Below are 20,794 nucleotides of genomic sequence, written 5' to 3'. Positions count from 1 at the left end.
AGTAAGGTAGATGGCAATTACTACTTAATTATTTTAAAATAATGGTAAGATTTTAGCTAGTTTTTAATCAATTTTAGTTTTTCTGAAGCATCATTCTTCTAAAACTTAATAGTTAAATTTCGCTAGCAGTAATCTAATTATCAATTTCTCTAGAATTCAGGAAATTAATATTCCGCTTTAAACCTTCGAATTTGGTTCTTTTAACGGCAGATTTTCGAAAAATTTCGTTGAAGGTTTCTTTAGTGATTTCTTCCCAATCTTTTTTATCGAATTTCAGTAAATCGGGATGCGGATCGAACAACGGTTCGTTATGAGGTTTAGAGAAACGGTTCCATGGGCAAACATCCTGACAGATATCACACCCAAACATCCAGTCTTCAAAAGTATTTTTAAAACTATTCGGCAATTCATCTTTTAGCTCTATGGTAAAATAAGAAATACACTTGCTGCCATCTACTTTGTAAGGTTCTACAATAGCATCAGTTGGACAGGCATCTATACAGGCGGTACAAGTACCACAATGATCGGTTACGGGGGTATCGTATTCTAAATCCAGATCGACGATCAATTCTGCTATAAAGAAAAAAGAACCGGCTTTTTTAGAAAGTAAATTAGAATTTTTACCAATCCATCCCAAACCACTTTTTGCTGCCCAGGCTTTATCTAAAACCGGTGCTGAATCTACAAAAGCTCGGCCTTCAACTTCACCAATCTCATCTTGGATAAATTGAAGTAAAGATTTCAGTTTGTCTTTAATCACAAAATGATAATCTCTTCCGTAGGCATATTTACTGATCTTGTAAGAGTCGGGATTTTGAGTTTGATTAGGATAATAATTCAGCAATAGAGAAATCACACTTTTAGAACCTTCCACTAATTTTGTGGGATCCAAACGCTTATCAAAATGATTTTCCATGTAATACATGTTACCATTTCGATTTTTATTAAGCCATTCTTCCAAGCGCGGTGCTTCTTGCTCTAGAAATTCAGCTTTGCTAATTCCGCACGACATAAATCCAAGACGTTTTGCCTCTTCTTTGATGATATTGGTGTATTTTGCTTTGTTTTCTGAAAACATTAAGCTCTTTTCTGAAATTCTACAAAAGCATTTTTAGGCTTCAAAGTAATAAGAGGTAAAATCTCGATTTCTTTTTTCTTCGGAAGGATTTTAAAGTTAGAAACCATTTCTGAAACGGCCAAAATCATCTCGTACATTGCAAAATTGCTGCCTATACATTTCCTTGGACCCGCCCCAAACGGAAAATACGCTTCAGGATTCTTTTCTGAAGCAAAACGATCTGGATTAAACGTCAACGGATTTTCCCAATGTTTTTCGCTACGATGAATCTCATAAAAAGAAAATAAAAGGTTCGAGTTTTTATCGAATTTGAATCCTTTAAATTCATCTTCTTCTAAATTCACTCGATCCATAAAATATGCAGGAGGATACAAACGCATACTTTCTAAAACCACATTTTGCGTATAAGAACATTGCTGAAGAAATTCCATCAAACCGTTACTATTCGCTGAAGCTTCCTTTACTTCAGTAAAAACTTTTTCTTGAATTTCGGGATGCTGCGCTAGTAGTTGCGTAGTAAAACTTAACGAATTTGAAGTGGTCTCGTGGCCAGCAACAAAAAGAATTAAAATTTCATCGATTAACTGTTCCTCATCCATCGGCTGCCCATCGTCATAACGTGCATCCAATAACATATCGAGTAAATCATCGTAACGCTTTGGATTTTCCTGACGCTCTTTTACGATTTGCTTTAAAATTTGTCGCGATTCTTCGCTTAATTTTAAGTGATGTTTCAGCTCTCCACTAATACGGAACCAAACACTTTTATAAGGCTGCCGAAGCTCTTTTACTAGCATTTTTTGATTCGCTTCAGTCACAAACTGTAAACGATTAATTTGTTCCTGACTGGCCGCTGAACTAAATAAAGATTTAACAACGGTTTGAAAAGCCAAATCATTGAAGATAGGAAATACATCTACAGTAGTATTGAGTTCGATTTTGGTATACTCAACTCTTATAGCTTCTAGAATTGTTTCCAGTAAATTAGCAATATGCTTTTTGTGGAAAGCCGGCTGAATTAATTTGCGCTGTTTCTGCCAATGTTCACCATTAGCTGTTAACAAACCATTACCTACATATTTCTTGAGGTCTTTGGTCTGAATTTCAGATTTTATATAATTCTTCTGATTCTTTTGAAGGACATATTGGGCGAAATCGGCATCCCTACAAAAAATAACAGACTTCTTTGGGCCAATATTCAGACGGAAAATATCACCATGCTTGGTAAAATTCTCTCGATGAAAAGGCAATGGATTTTTTACAATGCTACCTGCATTTTTTAAAAATGTTAGTGTAGATACCTCTGGAATTTCTTTCTTCTTCATAAATCAAAACGTCAAAAATTGCAGCTTTTTCTGCAATTATTAAAACAAACCTCCCTGCTTAGCTCCTGGCGATCTTCCCATATGCTTATAAGCTGCCTCGGTTACTTCTCTTCCTCTTGGTGTGCGATAAATAAATCCTTGTTGAATCAAAAAAGGCTCGTAAACTTCTTCAATAGTCTCGGCACTTTCGCTAACCGCCGTTGCCAAAGTAGTAATTCCTACAGGACCACCTTTAAATTTATCGATTATTGTTTCTAAAATCTTATTATCCATTTCATCTAAACCGTGCGCATCTACATTCAAAGCTTTAAGTCCATATTTGGCAATATGAATATCAATTTTTCCATCTCCTTTAATCTGGGCGAAATCCCGAACTCGGCGTAAAAGTGCATTGGCTATACGTGGCGTACCACGACTACGTCCTGCAATTTCTATAGCGGCTTCCATGCTTATAGGGACATTTAATATTTGTGCACTACGCTGAACGATGTCAGAAAGTAATTCGGTTGAATAATATTGAAGTCGGCTTGAAATCCCGAAACGAGCTCTCATTGGTGCCGTGAGTAATCCAGATCTGGTGGTCGCACCAATCAAGGTAAACGGACTCAAATTCAATTGAACTGAACGCGCATTTGGCCCAGATTCAATCATAATATCTATCCGATAATCTTCCATTGCTGAATACAAGTACTCTTCAACAATAGGGCTTAAACGATGAATTTCGTCTATAAAAAGAATATCTCTTTCATCAAGATTAGTCAAAAGACCGGCTAAATCTCCAGGTTTGTCCAAAACAGGTCCTGAAGTTACTTTCAACCCAACATTTAATTCATTGGCAAGTATATGAGCTAAAGTAGTTTTTCCTAGTCCAGGAGGCCCATGTAATAAGGTATGATCTAAAGCTTCTTCTCTTAAATTAGCGGCTGCTACGAAAACCTTCAAATTATCTAAAACCTGTTCCTGACCAGCAAAATCATCAAAGCTTAAAGGTCTTAAAGCCCTTTCAATATCAAATTCTTCGGAAGAAAAATTCTCTCCGCTGGCATCCAGATTTTCATTCATAGCAACTAAATTAAATACAGCCTAAGTATAGACAAAACAAATATAAAATAAAAAAGCCTCTTCAATAAAGAAAAGGCTTTTGTGTATTGTGATTATAGATTTATCTAATGATGTAAATCTTCTTCATCCTTCTGCATAGGTATATTCTGAGGAACGTAATCCTGTCCCTTAATTATATATTCTCCATCAGGATAAGTTTTGCTATAGTCATACGCCCAACGATAAACTACTGGAAGTGCTCCTGGCCAGTTACCATGGATATGTTCTACTGGTGTAGTCCACTCTAAAGTATTAGACTTCCAAGGGTTCATAGTTGCTTTCTTACCATAGAACATAGAACCGAAGAAATTGTAAATAAATACTAACTGAACTAAAGCTGTTACGATAGCACAAACTGTTACAATTACATTGATATCGGCAAGATCATCAAAATAAGGGAAAGCAGTATTTGTATAATAACGTCTTGGTAAACCAGCCATTCCTAAAAAGTGCATCGGGAAGAATACTCCGTAAGCACCGACTGCAGTAACCCAGAAGTGAATATAACCAAGATTCTTATTCATCATACGTCCAAACATCTTAGGGAACCAGTGATATACACCGGCAAATAAACCATACAATGCTGAAATACCCATTACAAGGTGGAAGTGAGCTACCACAAAATAAGTATCGTGAACGTTAATATCTAATGTTGAGTCCCCAAGAATAATCCCTGTAAGACCACCAGTAATAAAAGTGGAAACCAAACCAATCGAAAATAACATTCCTGGATTCATTTGAAGGTTACCCTTCCATAATGTTGTTATGTAGTTAAAAGCTTTTACCGCTGAAGGAATAGCAATTAATAATGTTGTAAAGGTAAATACAGAACCTAAGAAAGGATTCATTCCAGATACGAACATATGGTGACCCCAAACAATAGTTGAAAGGAAACCGATTGCTAAAATAGATGCAATCATTGCGCGGTAACCAAATATAGGTTTACGAGAGTTTGTCGCAACAACTTCTGAAGTTATACCTAGAGCCGGAAGTATTACGATGTAAACTTCAGGGTGACCTAAGAACCAGAATAAATGCTCAAACAATACAGGAGATCCACCGTGGTGACTTAACACTTCTCCTTCAATAAATATATCACTTAAAAAGAATGAAGTTCCAAAACTTCTATCCATGATAAGTAGTAATGCCGCTGAAAGTAATACTGGGAAAGATACTAAACCTAAAATAGCAGTTACAAAAAATGCCCAAATAGTTAGCGGAAGTCTAGTCATAGACATTCCTTTAGTTCTTAAATTTATTACAGTAACAATATAGTTAATACCTCCTAAAAGCTGAGAAGCGATAAATAATGCCATTGAAACTAACCAAAGCGTCATACCCATACCAGAACCACCAATAGCCTGCGGTAACGCACTTAATGGAGGATATATGGTCCAACCCGATGAAGCAGGTCCTGCCTCTACAAATAAAGAACATAACATAATCACACAAGCTACGAAAAACAACCAGTATGAAAGCATATTCATAAATCCAGAAGCCATATCTCGCGCGCCAATCTGCAATGGAATTAGAAGGTTACTAAATGTACCACTTAAACCAGCAGTAAGTACAAAGAAAACCATGATAGTACCATGAATGGTTACCAGGGCTAAATAAATATTAGGAGTCATAACACCATCTGGAGCCCATTTTCCAAGCAAAGCTTCGAAAATAGCAAAAGACTCCTCTGGCCATGCTAATTGAATTCTAAATAAAATAGACATTCCAATCCCTACAATTCCCATTAAGAGACCTGTAATAAGGAATTGTTTAGCAACCATCTTATGATCAAAGCTAAAAATATACTTTGATATAAATGTTTGTTTATGATGATGTCCGTGATCTTCGTGGTGATCCTGAGCTGGTGCGTTTACTACTGCTGACATATCTTAAATAATACTTTTAGTTCTTTAATAAAATAATTATTCTTGCGACATTGATTCTTCGAAAGTTCCTTGCTCGGCCAACCAGGCTTCATAATCTGCTTCAGACTCTACAACAACCTTCATCTGCATATTGTAATGGGCTTGTCCACAAATCTTATTACATAATAAGAAGTAATCAAATTCGTAAGAATCATCGCCATTATCTTTTCTAATTTCGTTGATATGCTCTACTTTATCAATCATATCATCGTCATTCCTCATCTCTTCAGTAGTTACTGTTGGAGTAAAACCGAATTGAGTAATCATTCCAGGCACCACATTCATTTGTGCTCTAAAGTGAGGAAAATAAGCGGAGTGAAGTACATCCTGAGATCTTAATTTAAACAATACTGGCTTATTAACCGGTAAATGTAATTCTCTCACAATTTTGTCATCCTGAGCGTAAGAATCTTCTTTATCCACACCCAAAACGTTAGCTCCCTCTATAAATCGAACGTTAGCTTCTCCTAAGGTGTTATCCTCTCCGGCATATCTGGCTGTCCAGCTAAACTGCTGCGCATAAAGTTCTACAATAATAGGATCTTCATCTTCATTAACACTCATTATATCTGTCCAGGTAAAAAGTCCATATATAATCAAACCTGCTAATACGATAACTGGTACGATAGTCCATATAAACTCCAACTTGTCATTATCTGCATAAAATAATGCTTTCTTACCGGCCGCTCCTCTATACTTGTAAGCAAAATAATGCAATAAAGCCTGAGTAACTATCTGAACGAACATGATCAATAACATTGAGATCAACATCAAATTGTCATATTTCGATCCATGCTCCGATGCTGCATCTGGTAAAGTTACATTAGTAAAAGTCCAAAAACAATAAAACATTAAAACATAAAGGAAAAGAGCAAAACCCATCATTAGCTTACCCTGGTTCTCGTTATCCTTATTGTTAGCTACCTGAGAAGTATCTGCATCTGGAGTTTTTGACAATTCAAATATTTTTGAGATTTGCCACCCCGTTACAGCAAGAAGTGCTAATACTATGATTACTAAAAATACGGTCATTTTATAAAGTCTTCTTTAAACAATCAATCTTTTATATTAGTAGTGGTAATTTTCGCTTTCCTTAAGGAAAGGATTACCCTTAGGATATAAGGATTCTTTACCTAAGCCAGTACCTACAACAAGTATAAACAAGCCTAAGAAAAATAATATCCCTCCAATTTCAGTAATACCGAATGACCAATAAGGTCCAACAGTAGATGGCATAACCAGTAAGAAAATATCAATGTAGTGTCCTACTAAGATCATTACTCCCGCCATCATAACGAACCATGGGATTCGCTTATAATCTGTATTTATTAACATTAGAATTGGGAAAATAAAGTTCAATACAATCATTCCGAAGAACAATAGGTTATATTCTTCAATTCTAATAATAAAATATGTTACCTCTTCCGGAATATTCGCATACCAAATTAGCAAGAATTGTCCGAACCAAAGATATGTCCAAAATACACTAAAAGCGAACATAAACTTAGCTAAATCATGTAGGTGACTATCATTTACAAAATTTAAATGACCAAGTTTTTTAAGAAACATTGTCACCATAGCAATCACAGTAATAGCCGAAACAAACATACTTGCAAAAATATACCAAGCAAAAAGTGTACTATACCAGTGTGGCGTCATACTCATAAACCAATCCCAAGCCATTGTAGTTTCTGTTATTACGAAGAATAATAAGAAAAACACTGAAGCCTTGAAATTCTTTTTATACGGTGTTAACGTATTAGCGGTAGCTTGTGCTACAGAATTTCTTGTAGCGATAAATCGGTATAAATTCCATCCTATCAAATAAATTATAGCTCTTATAACAAAGAATGGAAAATTAAGATATCCTGATTTACCCTGTAAGATTACATCTTCTTCTACAAGCTCATGATTTTGCCAAGGATAAAAGTGCTCTCCTGCAAATAAAACGATCAATACAACTATAATCGATCCCGGCAAAATGTAGCTGGTAATTCCTTCTATAACTCTAAATAGTACCGGAGACCAACCTGCCTGCGCTACATATTGTATAGCATAAAAAACAAGAGCTCCTAAAGCGATCATTAAGAAGAAGAAAGCCGAAACAAATATTGCGGACCAGGGTTTTGTTTGAAATTGATGAAGCACGTGCTCCATATGCTCGTCGCTATGCTCACCTTCTCCGTGAGCCTCTTCACCATGGGATGCTTCATTTTTGTGAGCTTCAGCAGAATCGGCATGATGGGCTTCTTCGGCACCACTATGCTCCTCCATATTAGCTGTTGCTTCAATCTGGTCACCGCCGTCACTGCCGTGTTCGCCGTGAGAATCTGAAGCCATTAATTCCTTCAATTCTTCTTGGTTGGATGGTGTAGAAATAAACCCATAAACTAAACCTATGGCACCAACAACTACTAGAATAATTGCAGTTAATTTTAATTTACTAGAAAGCGTATACATATTACTAGATCTAAAAGCTATATTCCTAATTAATTATTCCTCAGATTGAGATTCTTCATCATTTGATCCTTCGAGCTGATCTTCACTAGGGCCATCAGCTGGTTCAGCAGGATTAAGATTCTCAGAATTTTCCTGAGTTATGGTATTTGTTTGAAATGAGCGTTCAGGATTTCCTTCTAACTTGTCTTTCAAACTCATCACATAATGATCTATTTGCCAACGTTCTTTTATACTGGTTTGTACCGCGTAAGAACCCATGTTGTTAAGACCATAGTACATTGCGTGATAAACGCTTCCTTCTGTAATATCTCGACCTGGATCGTCGTAAGATGGAACACCCAATATCTTTTCTCTTTGCACCAAAGTACCTTGACCATCTCCTTTGTCTCCGTGACAAACTGCACAATATACTGTATAAAGAGCTTTCCCTTCTGTCAAGTTATCTTCAGTATAAGCCAACGGGTTTTTAAGATTAGCCTTAGCATCTTCTCTTCCTGCCGGAGTATTTTCGTAATCGTAAGGCATCCATCCTCTAGAGATACTTCCGTCTACAGGCAATTTTGCTTCCTGTTGATTAGCGAAAATATCGTAAGAACCGTAAGGTTCGTAAGGCACCGGTCGATACATATCAGGAAAATACTGGTAGTTACGATCGTTATCATCTGCACAGGAAGTAAAAAAACCTGCGATTATAATAAAGACTATAGATTTATGAAATAAACTTCTCATCTGGTCTATTTATTATCAATTAATTTAATTTCTGCAGCTCCCGTATCGTATAAAAACTTAGTAAGGTCGTCTACATTGTGATTCGTTGCATCGATCTCCATTAAGAACATATCGTCTGTTGTTCTTGGATCTGGATTTTCAGCCTTTTTAAAAGGTGCCAATCTACTTCTCATATAAAAAGTGATTACCATTAAGTGAGCTGCGAAAAATACAGTCAACTCAAACATAATTGGCACAAATGATGGCATGTTTGTAATAAACGAAAAACTAGGCTTTCCTCCAATATCTTGAGGCCAATCCTGAACCATCATAAAATTCATCATCAAAATGGCTACGGATAGTCCTGTAATACCGTAAAGAAAAGAAGTTATCGCTAATCTGGTAGGCGCTTCACCCACTGCCTTATCCAAACCATGAACAGGAAAAGGAGTGTATATTTCACCAATATGATAGCGCGCTTCACGAACCTGCTTTACAGCTTGTAAAAGCAGATCATCATCATTGTAAATAGCGTGTATTGTCTGTGATGCCATCTTGATTATTTATTTTTTAATTCCGTTGCCTGACTATTCCAATCACCACGATTACTAGCAATAGGGAAGCTTTCTAAAACTTCATCAAGCAATATATAATCTTCGTTCGTCAAATTAGCCACCTGGCCATATTTGTATATTCCTACTTGATGTAGACGTTGTTCCAACAATGGCCCAACACCATCAAGCTTTTGTAAATTATCAGCCTTTTGCGATTCAGGATTGTAAGTTCCAATTCGGCTTAACATCGCATCAAGGCGATTTCTCTGAGCCTCTGTAAGTCCTAACGCATTAGCATTAACTGTTGCCTCGTGCGTATATTCAATATCCTGATCATCTGCTTCACCAAAAAAGTTCTTTTTACCATCATCACTATTAGCTGCAGGCTCTTTTGACATTGGATCTACTTTCTTGTGATGATCTACATAATCTCCATGTTTTGCTCTAAGGTTTTTATAATACTCTCCTGAAGATTTCAAGATAGTTTTTACTTCTGCCTGAGCAATTACAGGAAATGTTCTGGCATATAAAAGAAACAAGACAAAGAAGAATCCAATTGTACCGATAAAAACTCCAATATCAACAAATGTAGGAGAGAACATCGCCCAAGACGATGGCGTTCTACCTTTACTTAAGTCGATCACAATAATATCAAAACGCTCAAACCACATTCCAATATTAATAACAAGAGCTACAATAAAAGTCCAAAGAATATTTCTTCTTAGTTTTTTAAACCATAAAGTTAGGGGCACTATAAAGTTACAAATAATTAATGCCCAAAATGCCCAAGCATAAGGTCCTGTTGCAGCACCAAAAGATAAGTAGGTATAGTTCTCGTAACTAGTACCTGAATACCATCCAATAAAAAATTCAGTTATATACGCTACGGAAACAATACCTCCAGTAAGCAAGATAACTTTGTTCATATATTCAATATGAAGAACAGTAATATAATCCTGAAGATTTACTACTTTCCTCATAATAATCAATAAGGTTTGTACCATTGCGAAACCTGAAAATATCGCCCCTGCCACAAAATAAGGAGGGAAAATAGTACTGTGCCATCCTGGAACTACCGAAGTAGCAAAGTCAAAAGATACAATGGTGTGTACAGAAAGTACTAACGGAGTTGCTAAACCAGCTAACACCAAAGATACTTCTTCGAATCGTTGCCAGTCCTTTACACGTCCACTCCATCCAAAACTTAATATTCCATATATTTTCTTCTGAAAGTCGTTTGTAGTTCTATCACGAAGCATTGCAAAATCAGGTAGCAAACCAGTCCACCAGAAAACCAGTGAAACTGAAAGATAAGTTGATATCGCAAATACATCCCATAACAAAGGTGAATTAAAGTTCACCCATAAAGATCCAAATTGGTTAGGAATAGGAAGTACCCAATATGCTAACCAGGGACGACCCATGTGTATAATTGGGAATAAACCTGCCTGAACCACCGCAAAAATGGTCATTGCTTCCGCAGAACGGTTTACTGCCATTCTCCACTTTTGACGGAATAGTAACAGTACAGCAGAAATTAAAGTTCCGGCATGCCCAATACCTACCCACCAAACGAAGTTAGTAATATCCCAAGCCCATCCAATGGTCTTGTTCAATCCCCATACTCCGATTCCTGTAGAAACAGTATAGATTATACAACCTAATCCCCACAAAAATGCAATTAAGGCAATTGTAAATACTATGTACCAAGATTTATTTGCTCTCCCAAGTACAGGCGCTCCTACTTCAACACTTATATCGTGATAAGTCTTCTCTCCGGTAACCAGAGGTTCTCTTATAGGTGCTTCGTAATGTGACGACATATTTCTTAAAAATTGATTCTTATTACTTAATTATTATGCTTCAGCAGTATTAGTGATTTTAGCCTGATACATTACGTTTGGCTTCGTACCGATACTTTCAAGTAAATGATAAGTTCTATCATCCTCTTGCAATTTAGAAACTTTCGATTCTTTATCATTTACATCTCCAAACTGAATCGCACCAGTATCACAGGCTGCTGAACAAGCTGTACGGAATTCACCATCTTTAATTTCTCTACCCTCACGTTTCGCATCAAGAATTGTTTTTTGTGTCATTTGAATACACATAGAACATTTCTCCATTACTCCACGAGAACGCACAACAACATCTGGATTTAATACCATACGACCAAGATCGTTATTCATATGATAATCAAATTCCTCATTCTGAGCGTAATTAAACCAGTTAAATCTACGTACTTTATAAGGACAGTTGTTAGCACAATATCTTGTACCTACACATCTGTTATAAATCATTTGATTTTGACCCTGTCTACCATGTGAAGTCGCCGCTACTGGACAAACTGTTTCACAAGGAGCATGGTTACAATGCTGACACATCACCGGCTGAAATGCTACCTGTGGATTATCGTAAGATGGATCCTCAATAGTATCATAAGTTTCAAAAGCCGGAAGGTTTTGTAATTTCTCTTGCTCTTCTTCGAAAGTATCTCCAGCAGAATAGTATCTATCTATTCTTAACCAGTGCATATCTCTAAACTTTCTTACTTCATCTTTACCAACAACTGGAACGTTATTTTCAGAGTGACATGCAATAACACAAGCACCACATCCAGTACACGCATTTAAATCTATAGATAAGTTGAAATGATGACCGATAGATCTATCAAAAGAATTCCAGATATCAGCTTTCTGATCACTAACTGGAATTTCCTGATGATTATAATCTACTTCAGGAACACTATTCCATTCATGCTTAGATTTCGTCGTAAGTACGGATAAACTAGTTTCCTTAACAATATCATCACGACCAGCTAGTGTACTTTGCATCTGAACACTTGCAAACTCATGAGTTCCCGCAGCTTTAGTAATAGATACATTCTGGAAGGAGCTAAAATTCTTATACAAAGGATAGGCATTCACACCTACTTGCATTTCCTTTTGCATTCCCTCTTTCTTCCCATATCCTAATGCTAAGGCAACTGACCCTTTAGCCTGACCTGGTTGAACTATTACCGGAACATTTTTTAATGTTGTATCACCAACACTAATATTTACGTAATTTCCGTTCAAAGCTCCGTTGGAAACAATTTCATTTTCCAAATCTAACTTATCTGCATCTGCTTTAGAGATCATCAGATAATTATCCCAAGTTGTTCTTGTAATAGGATCCGGAAGTTCTTGTAACCAAGGGTTGTTAGCTTGTTCTCCATCTCCCATAGAAACTTTAGTATAAAGCGTAAGCTCTAAATCGCTACCTTCCTTAGAAGATGCACTCACTTTTCTTAGAGACGAAGAATCGTTATTAGATGGCGCAAAACCTTCAGAAACTGGTAAACTAACAGGACTAGCACCTTCGAAGACACCATCGTGTAATGCCTGATTCCATCCTCCTGATAAACTACCAGACCAAGTTTCCTTAATATAATCGTGATAAGATTGACTATTACCGGACCATTTTAATAGACACTCCTGAAATTGACGAGTATCAAATAAAGGTCTAATAGTTGGCTGCATTAAACTGAATTGATTATCAGTAAATTGAATATCTCCCCAACTTTCAAGATAATGAGGAGTTGCAGCAATATATTTACATAGTTTAGCTGTTTCATCTTCCTTCATGGTAAAGGAAACAGTTAAATCTATATTTTTTATACCTTCAATAAACTCTGATGCATCAGGAAGACTATAGGCAGGATTAGTTCCCACAACCATTAGTGCTCCAACACTACCAGAATTCATATCCTTAATAAGCTCGGTAACCTGCGCTGTATTTCCCTGACGAGTTAAACGTGCATTATAGGTATCCATAATAGAACTACCTAAAGCCTCGTTAATCGATAAGACAAGCGCTTGTGCATCTGCATCTGGAATACCAGAAACTACCACACCTTTACTACCTGCATTTCTTAATTGACTTGCAGCTTTCACAACAGCATCATCAATTTTAGAAGAAAGATCACTTGTAGAACTTCCTCCAACTATATATCCATAAAGCGCAGCTAATATAGCTTTTTGCTCTGATGGTTTAGCCATAACACGTTTATCTGCTTTAGCACCTGCTAAAGTAAGATTTGACTCAAACTGAACGTGTCTGGACATTTTACCGTTCTTAGGAATACGACTTTTAGCATAGCTTATGTCATATCCACCACCTTGCCAGTCTCCTAGAAAATCAGCTCCGATAGAAACTATAGCTTCGGCTTCACTAAAATCGTAGTTAGGCAAAGCTCTTCTCCCGTACCTAGACTCAAACGCAGAAAGCGCAGCATCTTCTGAAATAGCATCATAAGTAATATGCTTTACATTAGGATACTTCGCACTAAATTCCTGAATAAGTTTAGTTGTAGTAGGACTAGCAAATGTTTGGGTAAGTAAAACAACATCACCTGAAACTGCATTTAGCGCAGCACCCATTTCGCGGTCAAACTGTTCCCAAGATACATTCTTACCATCTATCATTGGTCGCTTTACTCTTTTCTTATCATATAAAGAAAGAACTGAAGCATGAACACGAGCACCACCGGCAGCTTTTACTTTTGCAAGATCATTATTCTCAATCTTAATTGGTCTTCCCTCTCTGGTCTTAACCAAAACACTTTGAAAATCAAAACCATTTGCAATTGTAGAAGCGTAATAATTAGCCACTCCAGGAACGATTCGTTCTGGCTGCACCACGTAAGGAATCGATTTTACAACCGGACCTTCACAGGCAGCGAGAGAAGCAGCAGCAGTACTAAACCCTACATACTTAAGAAAATCCCTTCTAGAAGTTTTTGAATTACTTAAAGATTCTTCATCTCCAAGAAAATCCTCAACAGGAATCTCTTCTGCAAATTCTTTTTGTTTTAGCGTCTCAACAACAGAGCTACCTTTTAGCTCTTCAACACTTTTCCAGTATTTTTTGTTTGATGACATATATATCTAGATATTTACTTCTTAATTTATATCTGCTATCGCAGTTATTAATAGTGGCATTTACCACATTCAAGACCACCCATTTCTGCTATCGTAAGCTCTTCTACACCATATTTCTTAGAAAGCTCTTCGTGGATTTTCTCATAATATTCGTTTCCTTCCATCTGCACACTAGTTTCACGGTGACAGTTTATACACCACCCCATAGTAAGAGGAGCTTCCTGATGTACAACTTCCATTTCCTGAATAGGACCATGACAGTGCTGACATTGTACTCCCGCTACGGTAACGTGTTGCGAGTGGTTGAAATAAACGAAATCTGGAAGATTATGAATTCTAACCCATTTTACTGGCTTCTCTTCTCCCGAGTATGTTCTAGTTGCAGGATCCCACCCTACAGCATCGTATAATTTTGCAATCTCACCGTCATAGAATTCTTTAGAATGATCTTCAGTAGCAGTTTCAGGTGCAACTTCAGAAATCGCTTTATGACAATTCATACAAACATTCAACGATGGAATTCCCGAAGATTTTGAAACTCTTGCTGAAGAGTGACAATACTTACATTCTATTCCGTTGTCTCCTGCATGAATTCTATGTGAATAATGAATTGGCTGTATTGGCTGATAACCTTGATCAACTCCAACTTGCATCAAAAATCCGTAAGCAAAATAACCAACCCCTAGAAGAACAACTATAGAGAAAACCAACACTAAAAATTGATTTTCTACAAAAGATTGCCAAATTGGCTTTCTTGTTGGTTTTTTAGGTAGTGATACTCCACTAGCTGCAGCAAAATTATTAAGAGTTTTATTCACCAAGAATAAAACGACTAACAGCATGATTAAAACGAAGATCAAAATACCCATTATGATATTCACGGAAACACCTCCACCGGATCCTTCCTGACCTTCAGCCCCTGCACCACCAGCAGCTGCCGGAGCAGATTCTTTTTGCGGCTGCTCTACATATGCAAGTATATTATCAATATCTTCATTAGATAATTGAGGAAATACTGGCATTGCAGTTCCATTGTATTCTTGATAGATAGCTTCCGCATCTGCATCACCAGAAGCTCTTAGCTCTGCATTGTTTTTAATCCATGCATAAAGCCAATCTTTGTCATGCCTAAGTGTAACTCCATGCAACGCAGGACCAATACTCGCAGAGTACGGTTTGTGACAAGCTGCACATAAAGAATTAAACAAACCTTTACCAGCGGCTGGATCTCCTAATTCTGCTGAGGCAGATGCATCATCTTTTCCTGCAGCTGTCTGCGGCTCTCCAGCCTCGACATCTGTAGAATCCTGAGAAAACCCCGTTGCAGAGAACGAAAGAAAAAACGCTACAATTAAGAGTAGTCGCGAAGTTGAGTGGCGGTATTTCACCTTTTTCATATTACAAGTTGAATTAACGTCTAAACTTTGGTACGGTTTTTAAGATTAAAATCTGTACGTAAAAACTCAGAATCGCACCATTAAATTCAGGCACAAAAGTAATACTTAAGTTCGATTTTGGGAATGTTACAGAAGTGTTAATCGGTAATTTATACTAGTTCTAAATAATAAAATGCCTAGAATCTTAGTTATTAAGTTTTACATTTGTCCATAAAATCATAGCTATGAATATTTTAAGCATACAAAATATCTCCTTAGGCCTATTCCTTAGTTTTTCAGGAATAGCTATTTGCCAGGAAAATTCAGGAAAGATTAACATTTCAGAAGATGCAATAGTTAGTAACTTAATAGATACTAAAACCGATCTTCAAAAATCTTATAAAATAGGTGATCGATTTGCCATTCAGGTCTTTAGCGGTAATTCTAAAGCTGCAAGTGAAGAAATAAAAAGCTATGAAGCACTTTATGATTACAGTGCCAGAATCAAATATGAAGAACCAAATTATAAAGTTTGGGTAGGAAACTTTAGAAACCGATTAGAGGCCGATAGAGCGCTTTTAATTTTAAAAGAGACTTATCCTTCAGCTTTTATTCCAAAACCTAAAAGAAAGTAGATCAACCAAATTTGTTGAGTATAAAAAAAAGGCCGCAAATTGCGGCCTTTTTTTATTCTTCATGATCGCCCTAAGGCGCACATTTATTTCAAGGTTTTCTTAACCTCTACTTCTCTAAAGGCTTCGATAACGTCGCCTTCTCTAATATCATTATAGTTTTTAACCTGCATACCACAGTCATACCCTTTAGCTACTTCTTTCACGTCGTCTTTAAAACGCTTAAGTGAAGAAAGCTCTCCGGTATAAATCACAACACCATCTCTAATTAATCGAATACCTGCGCTTCTGTATATTTTGCCTGAGGTAACCATACAACCAGCGATTGTACCGATTTTGGAGATTTTGAAGGTTTCTCTTATTTCAGCAGTACCAGTGATCTCTTCCTTCAATTCAGGAGAAAGCATACCTTCCATGGCATCTTTAAGATCGTTGATAGCATCATAGATAATAGAATATGTTCTGATGTCGATTTCTTCCTTATCGGCTATCTGTCTGGCGTTACCAGCAGGTCTCACGTTAAATCCGATTATAATGGCATCTGAAGCTGAAGCTAACAACACATCACTTTCAGTAATTGCTCCTACTCCTTTATGTATAATGTTTACCTGTATCTCTTCAGTAGATAACTTCTGGAAACTATCTGTTAAAGCTTCCACAGATCCATCCACATCACCTTTCAGGATAATGTTAAGTTCTTTAAATTCTCCAAGAGCTATACGACGACCAATTTCATCTAATGTAATATGACGTTGCGTTCTCACATTTTGCTCACGTTGCAATTGAGTTCGTTTAGATGCGATATCTTTAGCTTCACGCTCATCTACCATCACCTTAAACTTATCCCCTGCTTGTGGAGCTCCATCCAATCCTAAAATTGAAACAGGAGTTGATGGCCCAGCTTCTTTAATCTCGTGACCACGCTCATCATGCATTGCTTTTATCTTACCACTATGGCGACCTGCTAACACATAATCTCCGATTTTTAGTGTACCGGCCTGTACAAGTATCGTAGCCACATAACCACGACCTCGGTCTAAGAATGCCTCTACAACAGTACCATTAGCCACTTTATTTGGATTCGCTTTTAGCTCAAGAATCTCTGCTTCAAGAAGTACTTTTTCAAGTAATTCCTTAACACCCAATCCTGTTTTAGCTGAAATATCATGCGATTGAACTTTACCTCCCCAATCTTCTACTAGAAGATTCATTGAAGCTAATTTCTCTTTAATTTTCTCTGGATTCGCAGTTGGAAGGTCTGATTTATTAATTGCAAATATAATCGGAACTCCTGCTGCCTGAGCGTGAGATATTGCTTCTTTAGTTTGCGGCATCACATCATCATCTGCAGCAATCACAATTATCGCGATATCGGTTACCTGTGCACCACGAGCACGCATCGCAGTAAAAGCCTCGTGACCAGGTGTATCAAGGAAAGCTATTTTTTGACCTCCTTCTAATTCTACACCATAAGCACCAATATGCTGAGTAATACCACCGCTCTCTCCTGCAATTACATTTTCTTTACGAACATAATCCAGAAGTGATGTTTTACCGTGATCAACATGTCCCATTACAGTTACGATTGGAGCTCTTTCTACTAAATCTTCTGGAGCATCCTCTACAACTTCTACAGTTTCTTCTACATCTGCAGTTACAAAATCTACTTCGTAACCAAATTCGTCTGCAACGATAGATAAAGTTTCAGCATCAAGTCTCTGGTTCATGGTTACCATCATACCAAGAGACATACAAGCTGAAATCACTTTTGTTACAGAAACATCCATCATTGTAGCCACTTCACTTACCGTAACAAATTCTGTAACTTTAAGCACTTTAGAATCCGTTTCTTGTTGTGCAAGATCTTCTTCTGAACGCTGACGGTGTTGATCCCTTTTATCTCTACGATACTTAGCACCTTTACCTTTACTAGATTTACCCTGAAGTTTCTCTAGTGTTTCGCGCACTTGTTTTTGCACTTCTTCATCACTAGGCTCCGCTTTAGTAACTGGCTTACTACGCTGCTTTACATTACGCCCTTTATTGCGATTGTTACTAGCACCACCGCCTTGGTTAGGACCACCTTTAACGTCTTTGCTAATTCTGCGACGACGTTTCTTACGATTACCTTTCTTATCGTCGTTAGCCGCTGCTTTTTTATCGTCTTTCTTCTTTACAGGCTTTTTAAACTTAGAAAGATCAATCTTCTGACCAGTAAAATTAGGACCGTTTAATTTTGTATAGTTGGTTTTTATACGATTATCACCTTCTCCTTCAGAAGCTTCAGATTTCTCTTCGGCTTCTTCTTTTGTAGTTTCCTGTTTAGGCTCTTCTTTTTTAGGGGCAGCTTCTTTTTGATCCTTAGAATCCTCAGATTTTGGCTTAGGCTTAGGCTTTTGATCAGCTGGCTCTTGGGCTGGCTTGTCCTGCTGATTTTGCTCTTCCTTTTCCTCTTTCTTTGGTTCTTCTTTTTTAGGCTCTTCCTTCTTAGGCTCCTCCTTAGCGGATTCTTCCTTTTGAGGCTCTTCCTTCTTCTTATCTCCCTGTGGCTGATCTAGATCGATCTTACCTACCGGTTTAAGACCAGAAAGTTTAGTTCTAGAGGAAATCGCTTCTTGCTCTTCCTGCTTCTTGCGCTCTTGTTCCTCTTTCAGTTTTGCCTGATCGAGTTTTTCCTGCTCTTTTCTTTTCTCTTCCAGCTCGCGCTCACGACTCAGACGTAACTCCTCTTTCTCCTTTTTTCGCTCTTCACTTACCTCTTTGGAAGCTACTTTTTTGCTTTTATCTGTCTGAAACGCATCAAAAAGAACTTGATAAGTCTCCTGAGAGATTTTAGCAGTAGGACGTGCTTCAATATCGTGACCCTTAGAGTTTAAAAACTCCACAGCCCGGTCTAGCGAAATATTGAATTCACGTAATACTTTATTTAATCGCATTGTTTTTGCTTCAGCCATAAATTGCCCTCTAAATTAACCTCTTTTGTTTATTACTACAATATTTTATTCTTCGAATTCTTCGCGAAGAACATTGAATACTTCACGAATGGTCTCTTCCTCCAGGTCGGTACGCTTAATAAGATCGCTTACATCTTGCTCTAAGATACTTTTTGCAGTATCTAGACCAATTTTAGCAAATTCCTTAATCACCCAGTCTTCAATTTCATCAGAGAATTCGGATAATTCAACATCCTCTTCTACTCCTTCTCTAAAGACATCTATCTCGTAACCTGTTAATTGGCCTGCCAGTCTAATATTATGACCTCCACGACCAATTGCTTTAGAAACCTCTTCAGGCTTAAGCATTACTTCAGCCCTTTTATTTTCTTCATCAATTTTTATAGATGTAATTTTCGCAGGACTTAAAGACCTGGTTATAAATAACTGATCGTTATTTGTATAATTAATCACATCAATATTTTCGTTACCAAGCTCTCTCACAATACTGTGAATTCTTGATCCCTTCATCCCAACACAAGCTCCAACAGGATCAATTCTATCATCATAAGAATCTACCGCTACTTTTGCTTTTTCGCCAGGCACTCGTACTACTTTTTTTATGGTAATCAAACCATCAAAAACCTCAGGAATTTCCTGTTCAAATAATTTTTCTAAAAATACAGGTGCAGTTCTTGATAAAACTATGTTTGGTTTATTCCCTTTAAGCTCTACACTTTCGATAACACCCTTTACATTCTCTCCTTTTCTAAAGAAATCTGATGGAATTTGGCGATCTTTTGGAAGAACGATCTCATTCCCTTCATCATCTAAAAGGATAATTGCACGATGTCTAATATGATGAACTTCTGCAGTATAAATCTCTCCTTCAAGATCTTTAAAATGCTTGTAAATATTTGAATTATCATGTTCATGAATCTTAGAAATAAGATTTTGTCTTAATGCCAAAATTGCTCTACGTCCAAGATCTATTAACTTAACTTCTTCAGAAACATCTTCACCAACTTCAAAATCGGGTTCAATTTGTCGTGCTTCTTCTAGTGATATCTCCTGATTTGGATCTTCTACCTCACCATCGGCAACAACGACACGGTTTCTCCATATCTCCAAATCTCCTTTATCAGGATTTACAATGATATCAAAGTTATCATCCTCACCATACTTCTTTTTTAAAGCATTTCTAAATACATCTTCCAAGATCGCCATTAATGTTACACGATCTATCAACTTATCATCCTTAAACTCTGAAAATGAATCTATTAAGGCGAGATTTTCCATACTAAGACAATTAAAATGTTATCATAACTTTTGCTTCAACAACTGCTGAATATTCTAATACAGCTTCCTTCTCTACCGTTACCTTACCTTTACCAACCGGTTTAGGTTCACGTGCTTTCCAATGAAGTTTAATATCAGTTTCTGTAGCATCGATTAAATTTCCTTCAAATTTTTCATTTTCAGTTTTAACCTGCAACTTTCTACCAATATTTTTTTTAAACTGCCTAGGGAGCAGCAGTGGCTCAGATACTCCTGCAGAAGTTACTTCTAAAGAAAAATCCTCTTCCTCTCTATCTAAATTATGCTCTACCTTACGGCTCACATTAATGCAATCTTCTACAGATACTCCTTTATCACCATCAATAACCACTCTTATTTGATTATCAGGCAGCACCATAAGATCAATCAAAAATAAGGAATTATTCTCATCGAATGCCTCTTGTAGTAACTTTTCTACTTTCTCCTTCAACTCCATATTGGT

General features: G+C 37.0%; 15 protein-coding genes. 1 reads left to right on the top strand and 14 read right to left on the bottom strand.

Translation table 11 applies throughout. The annotated features are described in order from the left end of the window. Positions 1-133 precede the first annotated feature (133 nt). The 11 genes from queG to QWY91_RS15400 all read right to left on the bottom strand — a co-directional run bounded on the left by queG (position 134) and on the right by QWY91_RS15400 (position 15,470). Positions 134-1,078, bottom strand: coding sequence for a tRNA epoxyqueuosine(34) reductase QueG (queG, locus tag QWY91_RS15450; RefSeq protein WP_290236404.1), 945 nt, complete (start codon positions 1,076-1,078; stop codon positions 134-136). Next, the gene (locus tag QWY91_RS15445; RefSeq protein WP_290236403.1) at positions 1,078-2,403 is read right to left on the bottom strand and encodes a cytochrome P450; all 1,326 of its coding nucleotides are present in this window, start codon (positions 2,401-2,403) and stop codon (positions 1,078-1,080) included. Before QWY91_RS15445 ends, queG begins: the two co-directional genes overlap by 1 nt. A gap of 39 nt (positions 2,404-2,442) precedes the next feature. Continuing rightward, positions 2,443-3,465: a Holliday junction branch migration DNA helicase RuvB gene (gene ruvB, locus QWY91_RS15440; protein WP_290236402.1), complete on the bottom strand. Its 1,023-nt coding sequence runs from the start codon at positions 3,463-3,465 to the stop codon at positions 2,443-2,445. Positions 3,466-3,569: 104 nt separating this feature from the next. Further along, complete coding sequence (locus QWY91_RS15435; RefSeq protein WP_290236401.1) at positions 3,570-5,390, bottom strand: cytochrome c oxidase subunit I; 1,821 nt, start codon at positions 5,388-5,390, stop codon at positions 3,570-3,572. Between the two features lie 36 nt (positions 5,391-5,426). Continuing rightward, a complete protein-coding gene (locus tag QWY91_RS15430; RefSeq protein ID WP_290236400.1) occupies positions 5,427-6,461 on the bottom strand; it encodes a cytochrome c oxidase subunit II in 1,035 nt (344 codons plus the stop codon). A 36-nt stretch (positions 6,462-6,497) separates the two neighbouring features. Next, entirely contained in the window at positions 6,498-7,889 is a 1,392-nt protein-coding gene (locus QWY91_RS15425; RefSeq protein WP_290236399.1) for a quinol:cytochrome C oxidoreductase, read from the bottom strand. A gap of 33 nt (positions 7,890-7,922) precedes the next feature. Next, a complete protein-coding gene (locus QWY91_RS15420) occupies positions 7,923-8,618 on the bottom strand; it encodes a c-type cytochrome (RefSeq protein ID WP_290236398.1) in 696 nt (231 codons plus the stop codon). Positions 8,619-8,623: 5 nt separating this feature from the next. Further along, positions 8,624-9,151, bottom strand: coding sequence for a DUF3341 domain-containing protein (locus tag QWY91_RS15415; RefSeq protein WP_290236397.1), 528 nt, complete (start codon positions 9,149-9,151; stop codon positions 8,624-8,626). Between the two features lie 5 nt (positions 9,152-9,156). Then, complete coding sequence (gene nrfD / locus QWY91_RS15410) at positions 9,157-10,974, bottom strand: NrfD/PsrC family molybdoenzyme membrane anchor subunit (protein WP_290236396.1); 1,818 nt, start codon at positions 10,972-10,974, stop codon at positions 9,157-9,159. A gap of 33 nt (positions 10,975-11,007) precedes the next feature. Further along, positions 11,008-14,073, bottom strand: a complete 3,066-nt coding sequence (locus tag QWY91_RS15405) for a TAT-variant-translocated molybdopterin oxidoreductase (protein ID WP_290236395.1) — start codon at positions 14,071-14,073, stop codon at positions 11,008-11,010. Positions 14,074-14,120: 47 nt separating this feature from the next. Beyond that, positions 14,121-15,470 carry a c-type cytochrome gene (locus QWY91_RS15400; protein ID WP_290236394.1) on the bottom strand — a complete coding sequence of 450 codons (1,350 nt, stop codon included), beginning with the start codon at positions 15,468-15,470 and terminating at the stop codon, positions 14,121-14,123. Between the two features lie 224 nt (positions 15,471-15,694). Here QWY91_RS15400 and QWY91_RS15395 point away from each other — a divergent pair, with 224 nt between their 5' ends. Continuing rightward, positions 15,695-16,084, top strand: coding sequence for an SPOR domain-containing protein (locus QWY91_RS15395; protein WP_290236393.1), 390 nt, complete (start codon positions 15,695-15,697; stop codon positions 16,082-16,084). A gap of 83 nt (positions 16,085-16,167) precedes the next feature. On the opposite strand, the gene infB is transcribed toward QWY91_RS15395, so the two are convergent. The 3 genes from infB to rimP are packed head-to-tail and all read right to left on the bottom strand — an operon-like array spanning position 16,168 to position 20,788. Then, complete coding sequence (infB, locus tag QWY91_RS15390; protein ID WP_290236392.1) at positions 16,168-19,035, bottom strand: translation initiation factor IF-2; 2,868 nt, start codon at positions 19,033-19,035, stop codon at positions 16,168-16,170. Between the two features lie 45 nt (positions 19,036-19,080). Continuing rightward, positions 19,081-20,313 carry a transcription termination factor NusA gene (nusA, locus tag QWY91_RS15385; RefSeq protein WP_290236391.1) on the bottom strand — a complete coding sequence of 411 codons (1,233 nt, stop codon included), beginning with the start codon at positions 20,311-20,313 and terminating at the stop codon, positions 19,081-19,083. 10 nt (positions 20,314-20,323) lie between these two features. Beyond that, a complete protein-coding gene (gene rimP / locus QWY91_RS15380; RefSeq protein ID WP_290236390.1) occupies positions 20,324-20,788 on the bottom strand; it encodes a ribosome assembly cofactor RimP in 465 nt (154 codons plus the stop codon). Positions 20,789-20,794: the final 6 nt, after the last annotated feature.

Origin of the sequence: Zunongwangia endophytica (assembly GCF_030409505.1) — a bacterium.
GTDB lineage: Bacteria > Bacteroidota > Bacteroidia > Flavobacteriales > Flavobacteriaceae > Zunongwangia > Zunongwangia endophytica.
Note: the sequence above shows the minus strand (reverse complement) of the source record. Positions and strands in the feature narration are given on the sequence as shown.

What these genes read in the sequence shown, in the direction of transcription:
- QWY91_RS15415 (WP_290236397.1), bottom strand. Translation starts at nt 9,151, where the DNA reads ATGGCATCACAGACAATACACGCTATTTACAATGATGATGATCTGCTT.
- QWY91_RS15400 (WP_290236394.1), bottom strand. Translation starts at nt 15,470, where the DNA reads ATGAAAAAGGTGAAATACCGCCACTCAACTTCGCGACTACTCTTAATT.
- nusA (WP_290236391.1), bottom strand. Translation starts at nt 20,313, where the DNA reads ATGGAAAATCTCGCCTTAATAGATTCATTTTCAGAGTTTAAGGATGAT.
- rimP (WP_290236390.1), bottom strand. Translation starts at nt 20,788, where the DNA reads ATGGAGTTGAAGGAGAAAGTAGAAAAGTTACTACAAGAGGCATTCGAT.
- QWY91_RS15430 (WP_290236400.1), bottom strand. Translation starts at nt 6,461, where the DNA reads ATGACCGTATTTTTAGTAATCATAGTATTAGCACTTCTTGCTGTAACG.
- QWY91_RS15425 (WP_290236399.1), bottom strand. Translation starts at nt 7,889, where the DNA reads ATGTATACGCTTTCTAGTAAATTAAAATTAACTGCAATTATTCTAGTA.
- QWY91_RS15435 (WP_290236401.1), bottom strand. Translation starts at nt 5,390, where the DNA reads ATGTCAGCAGTAGTAAACGCACCAGCTCAGGATCACCACGAAGATCAC.
- infB (WP_290236392.1), bottom strand. Translation starts at nt 19,035, where the DNA reads ATGGCTGAAGCAAAAACAATGCGATTAAATAAAGTATTACGTGAATTC.
- queG (WP_290236404.1), bottom strand. Translation starts at nt 1,078, where the DNA reads ATGTTTTCAGAAAACAAAGCAAAATACACCAATATCATCAAAGAAGAG.
- QWY91_RS15445 (WP_290236403.1), bottom strand. Translation starts at nt 2,403, where the DNA reads ATGAAGAAGAAAGAAATTCCAGAGGTATCTACACTAACATTTTTAAAA.
- QWY91_RS15395 (WP_290236393.1), top strand. Translation starts at nt 15,695, where the DNA reads ATGAATATTTTAAGCATACAAAATATCTCCTTAGGCCTATTCCTTAGT.
- ruvB (WP_290236402.1), bottom strand. Translation starts at nt 3,465, where the DNA reads ATGAATGAAAATCTGGATGCCAGCGGAGAGAATTTTTCTTCCGAAGAA.
- QWY91_RS15405 (WP_290236395.1), bottom strand. Translation starts at nt 14,073, where the DNA reads ATGTCATCAAACAAAAAATACTGGAAAAGTGTTGAAGAGCTAAAAGGT.
- nrfD (WP_290236396.1), bottom strand. Translation starts at nt 10,974, where the DNA reads ATGTCGTCACATTACGAAGCACCTATAAGAGAACCTCTGGTTACCGGA.
- QWY91_RS15420 (WP_290236398.1), bottom strand. Translation starts at nt 8,618, where the DNA reads ATGAGAAGTTTATTTCATAAATCTATAGTCTTTATTATAATCGCAGGT.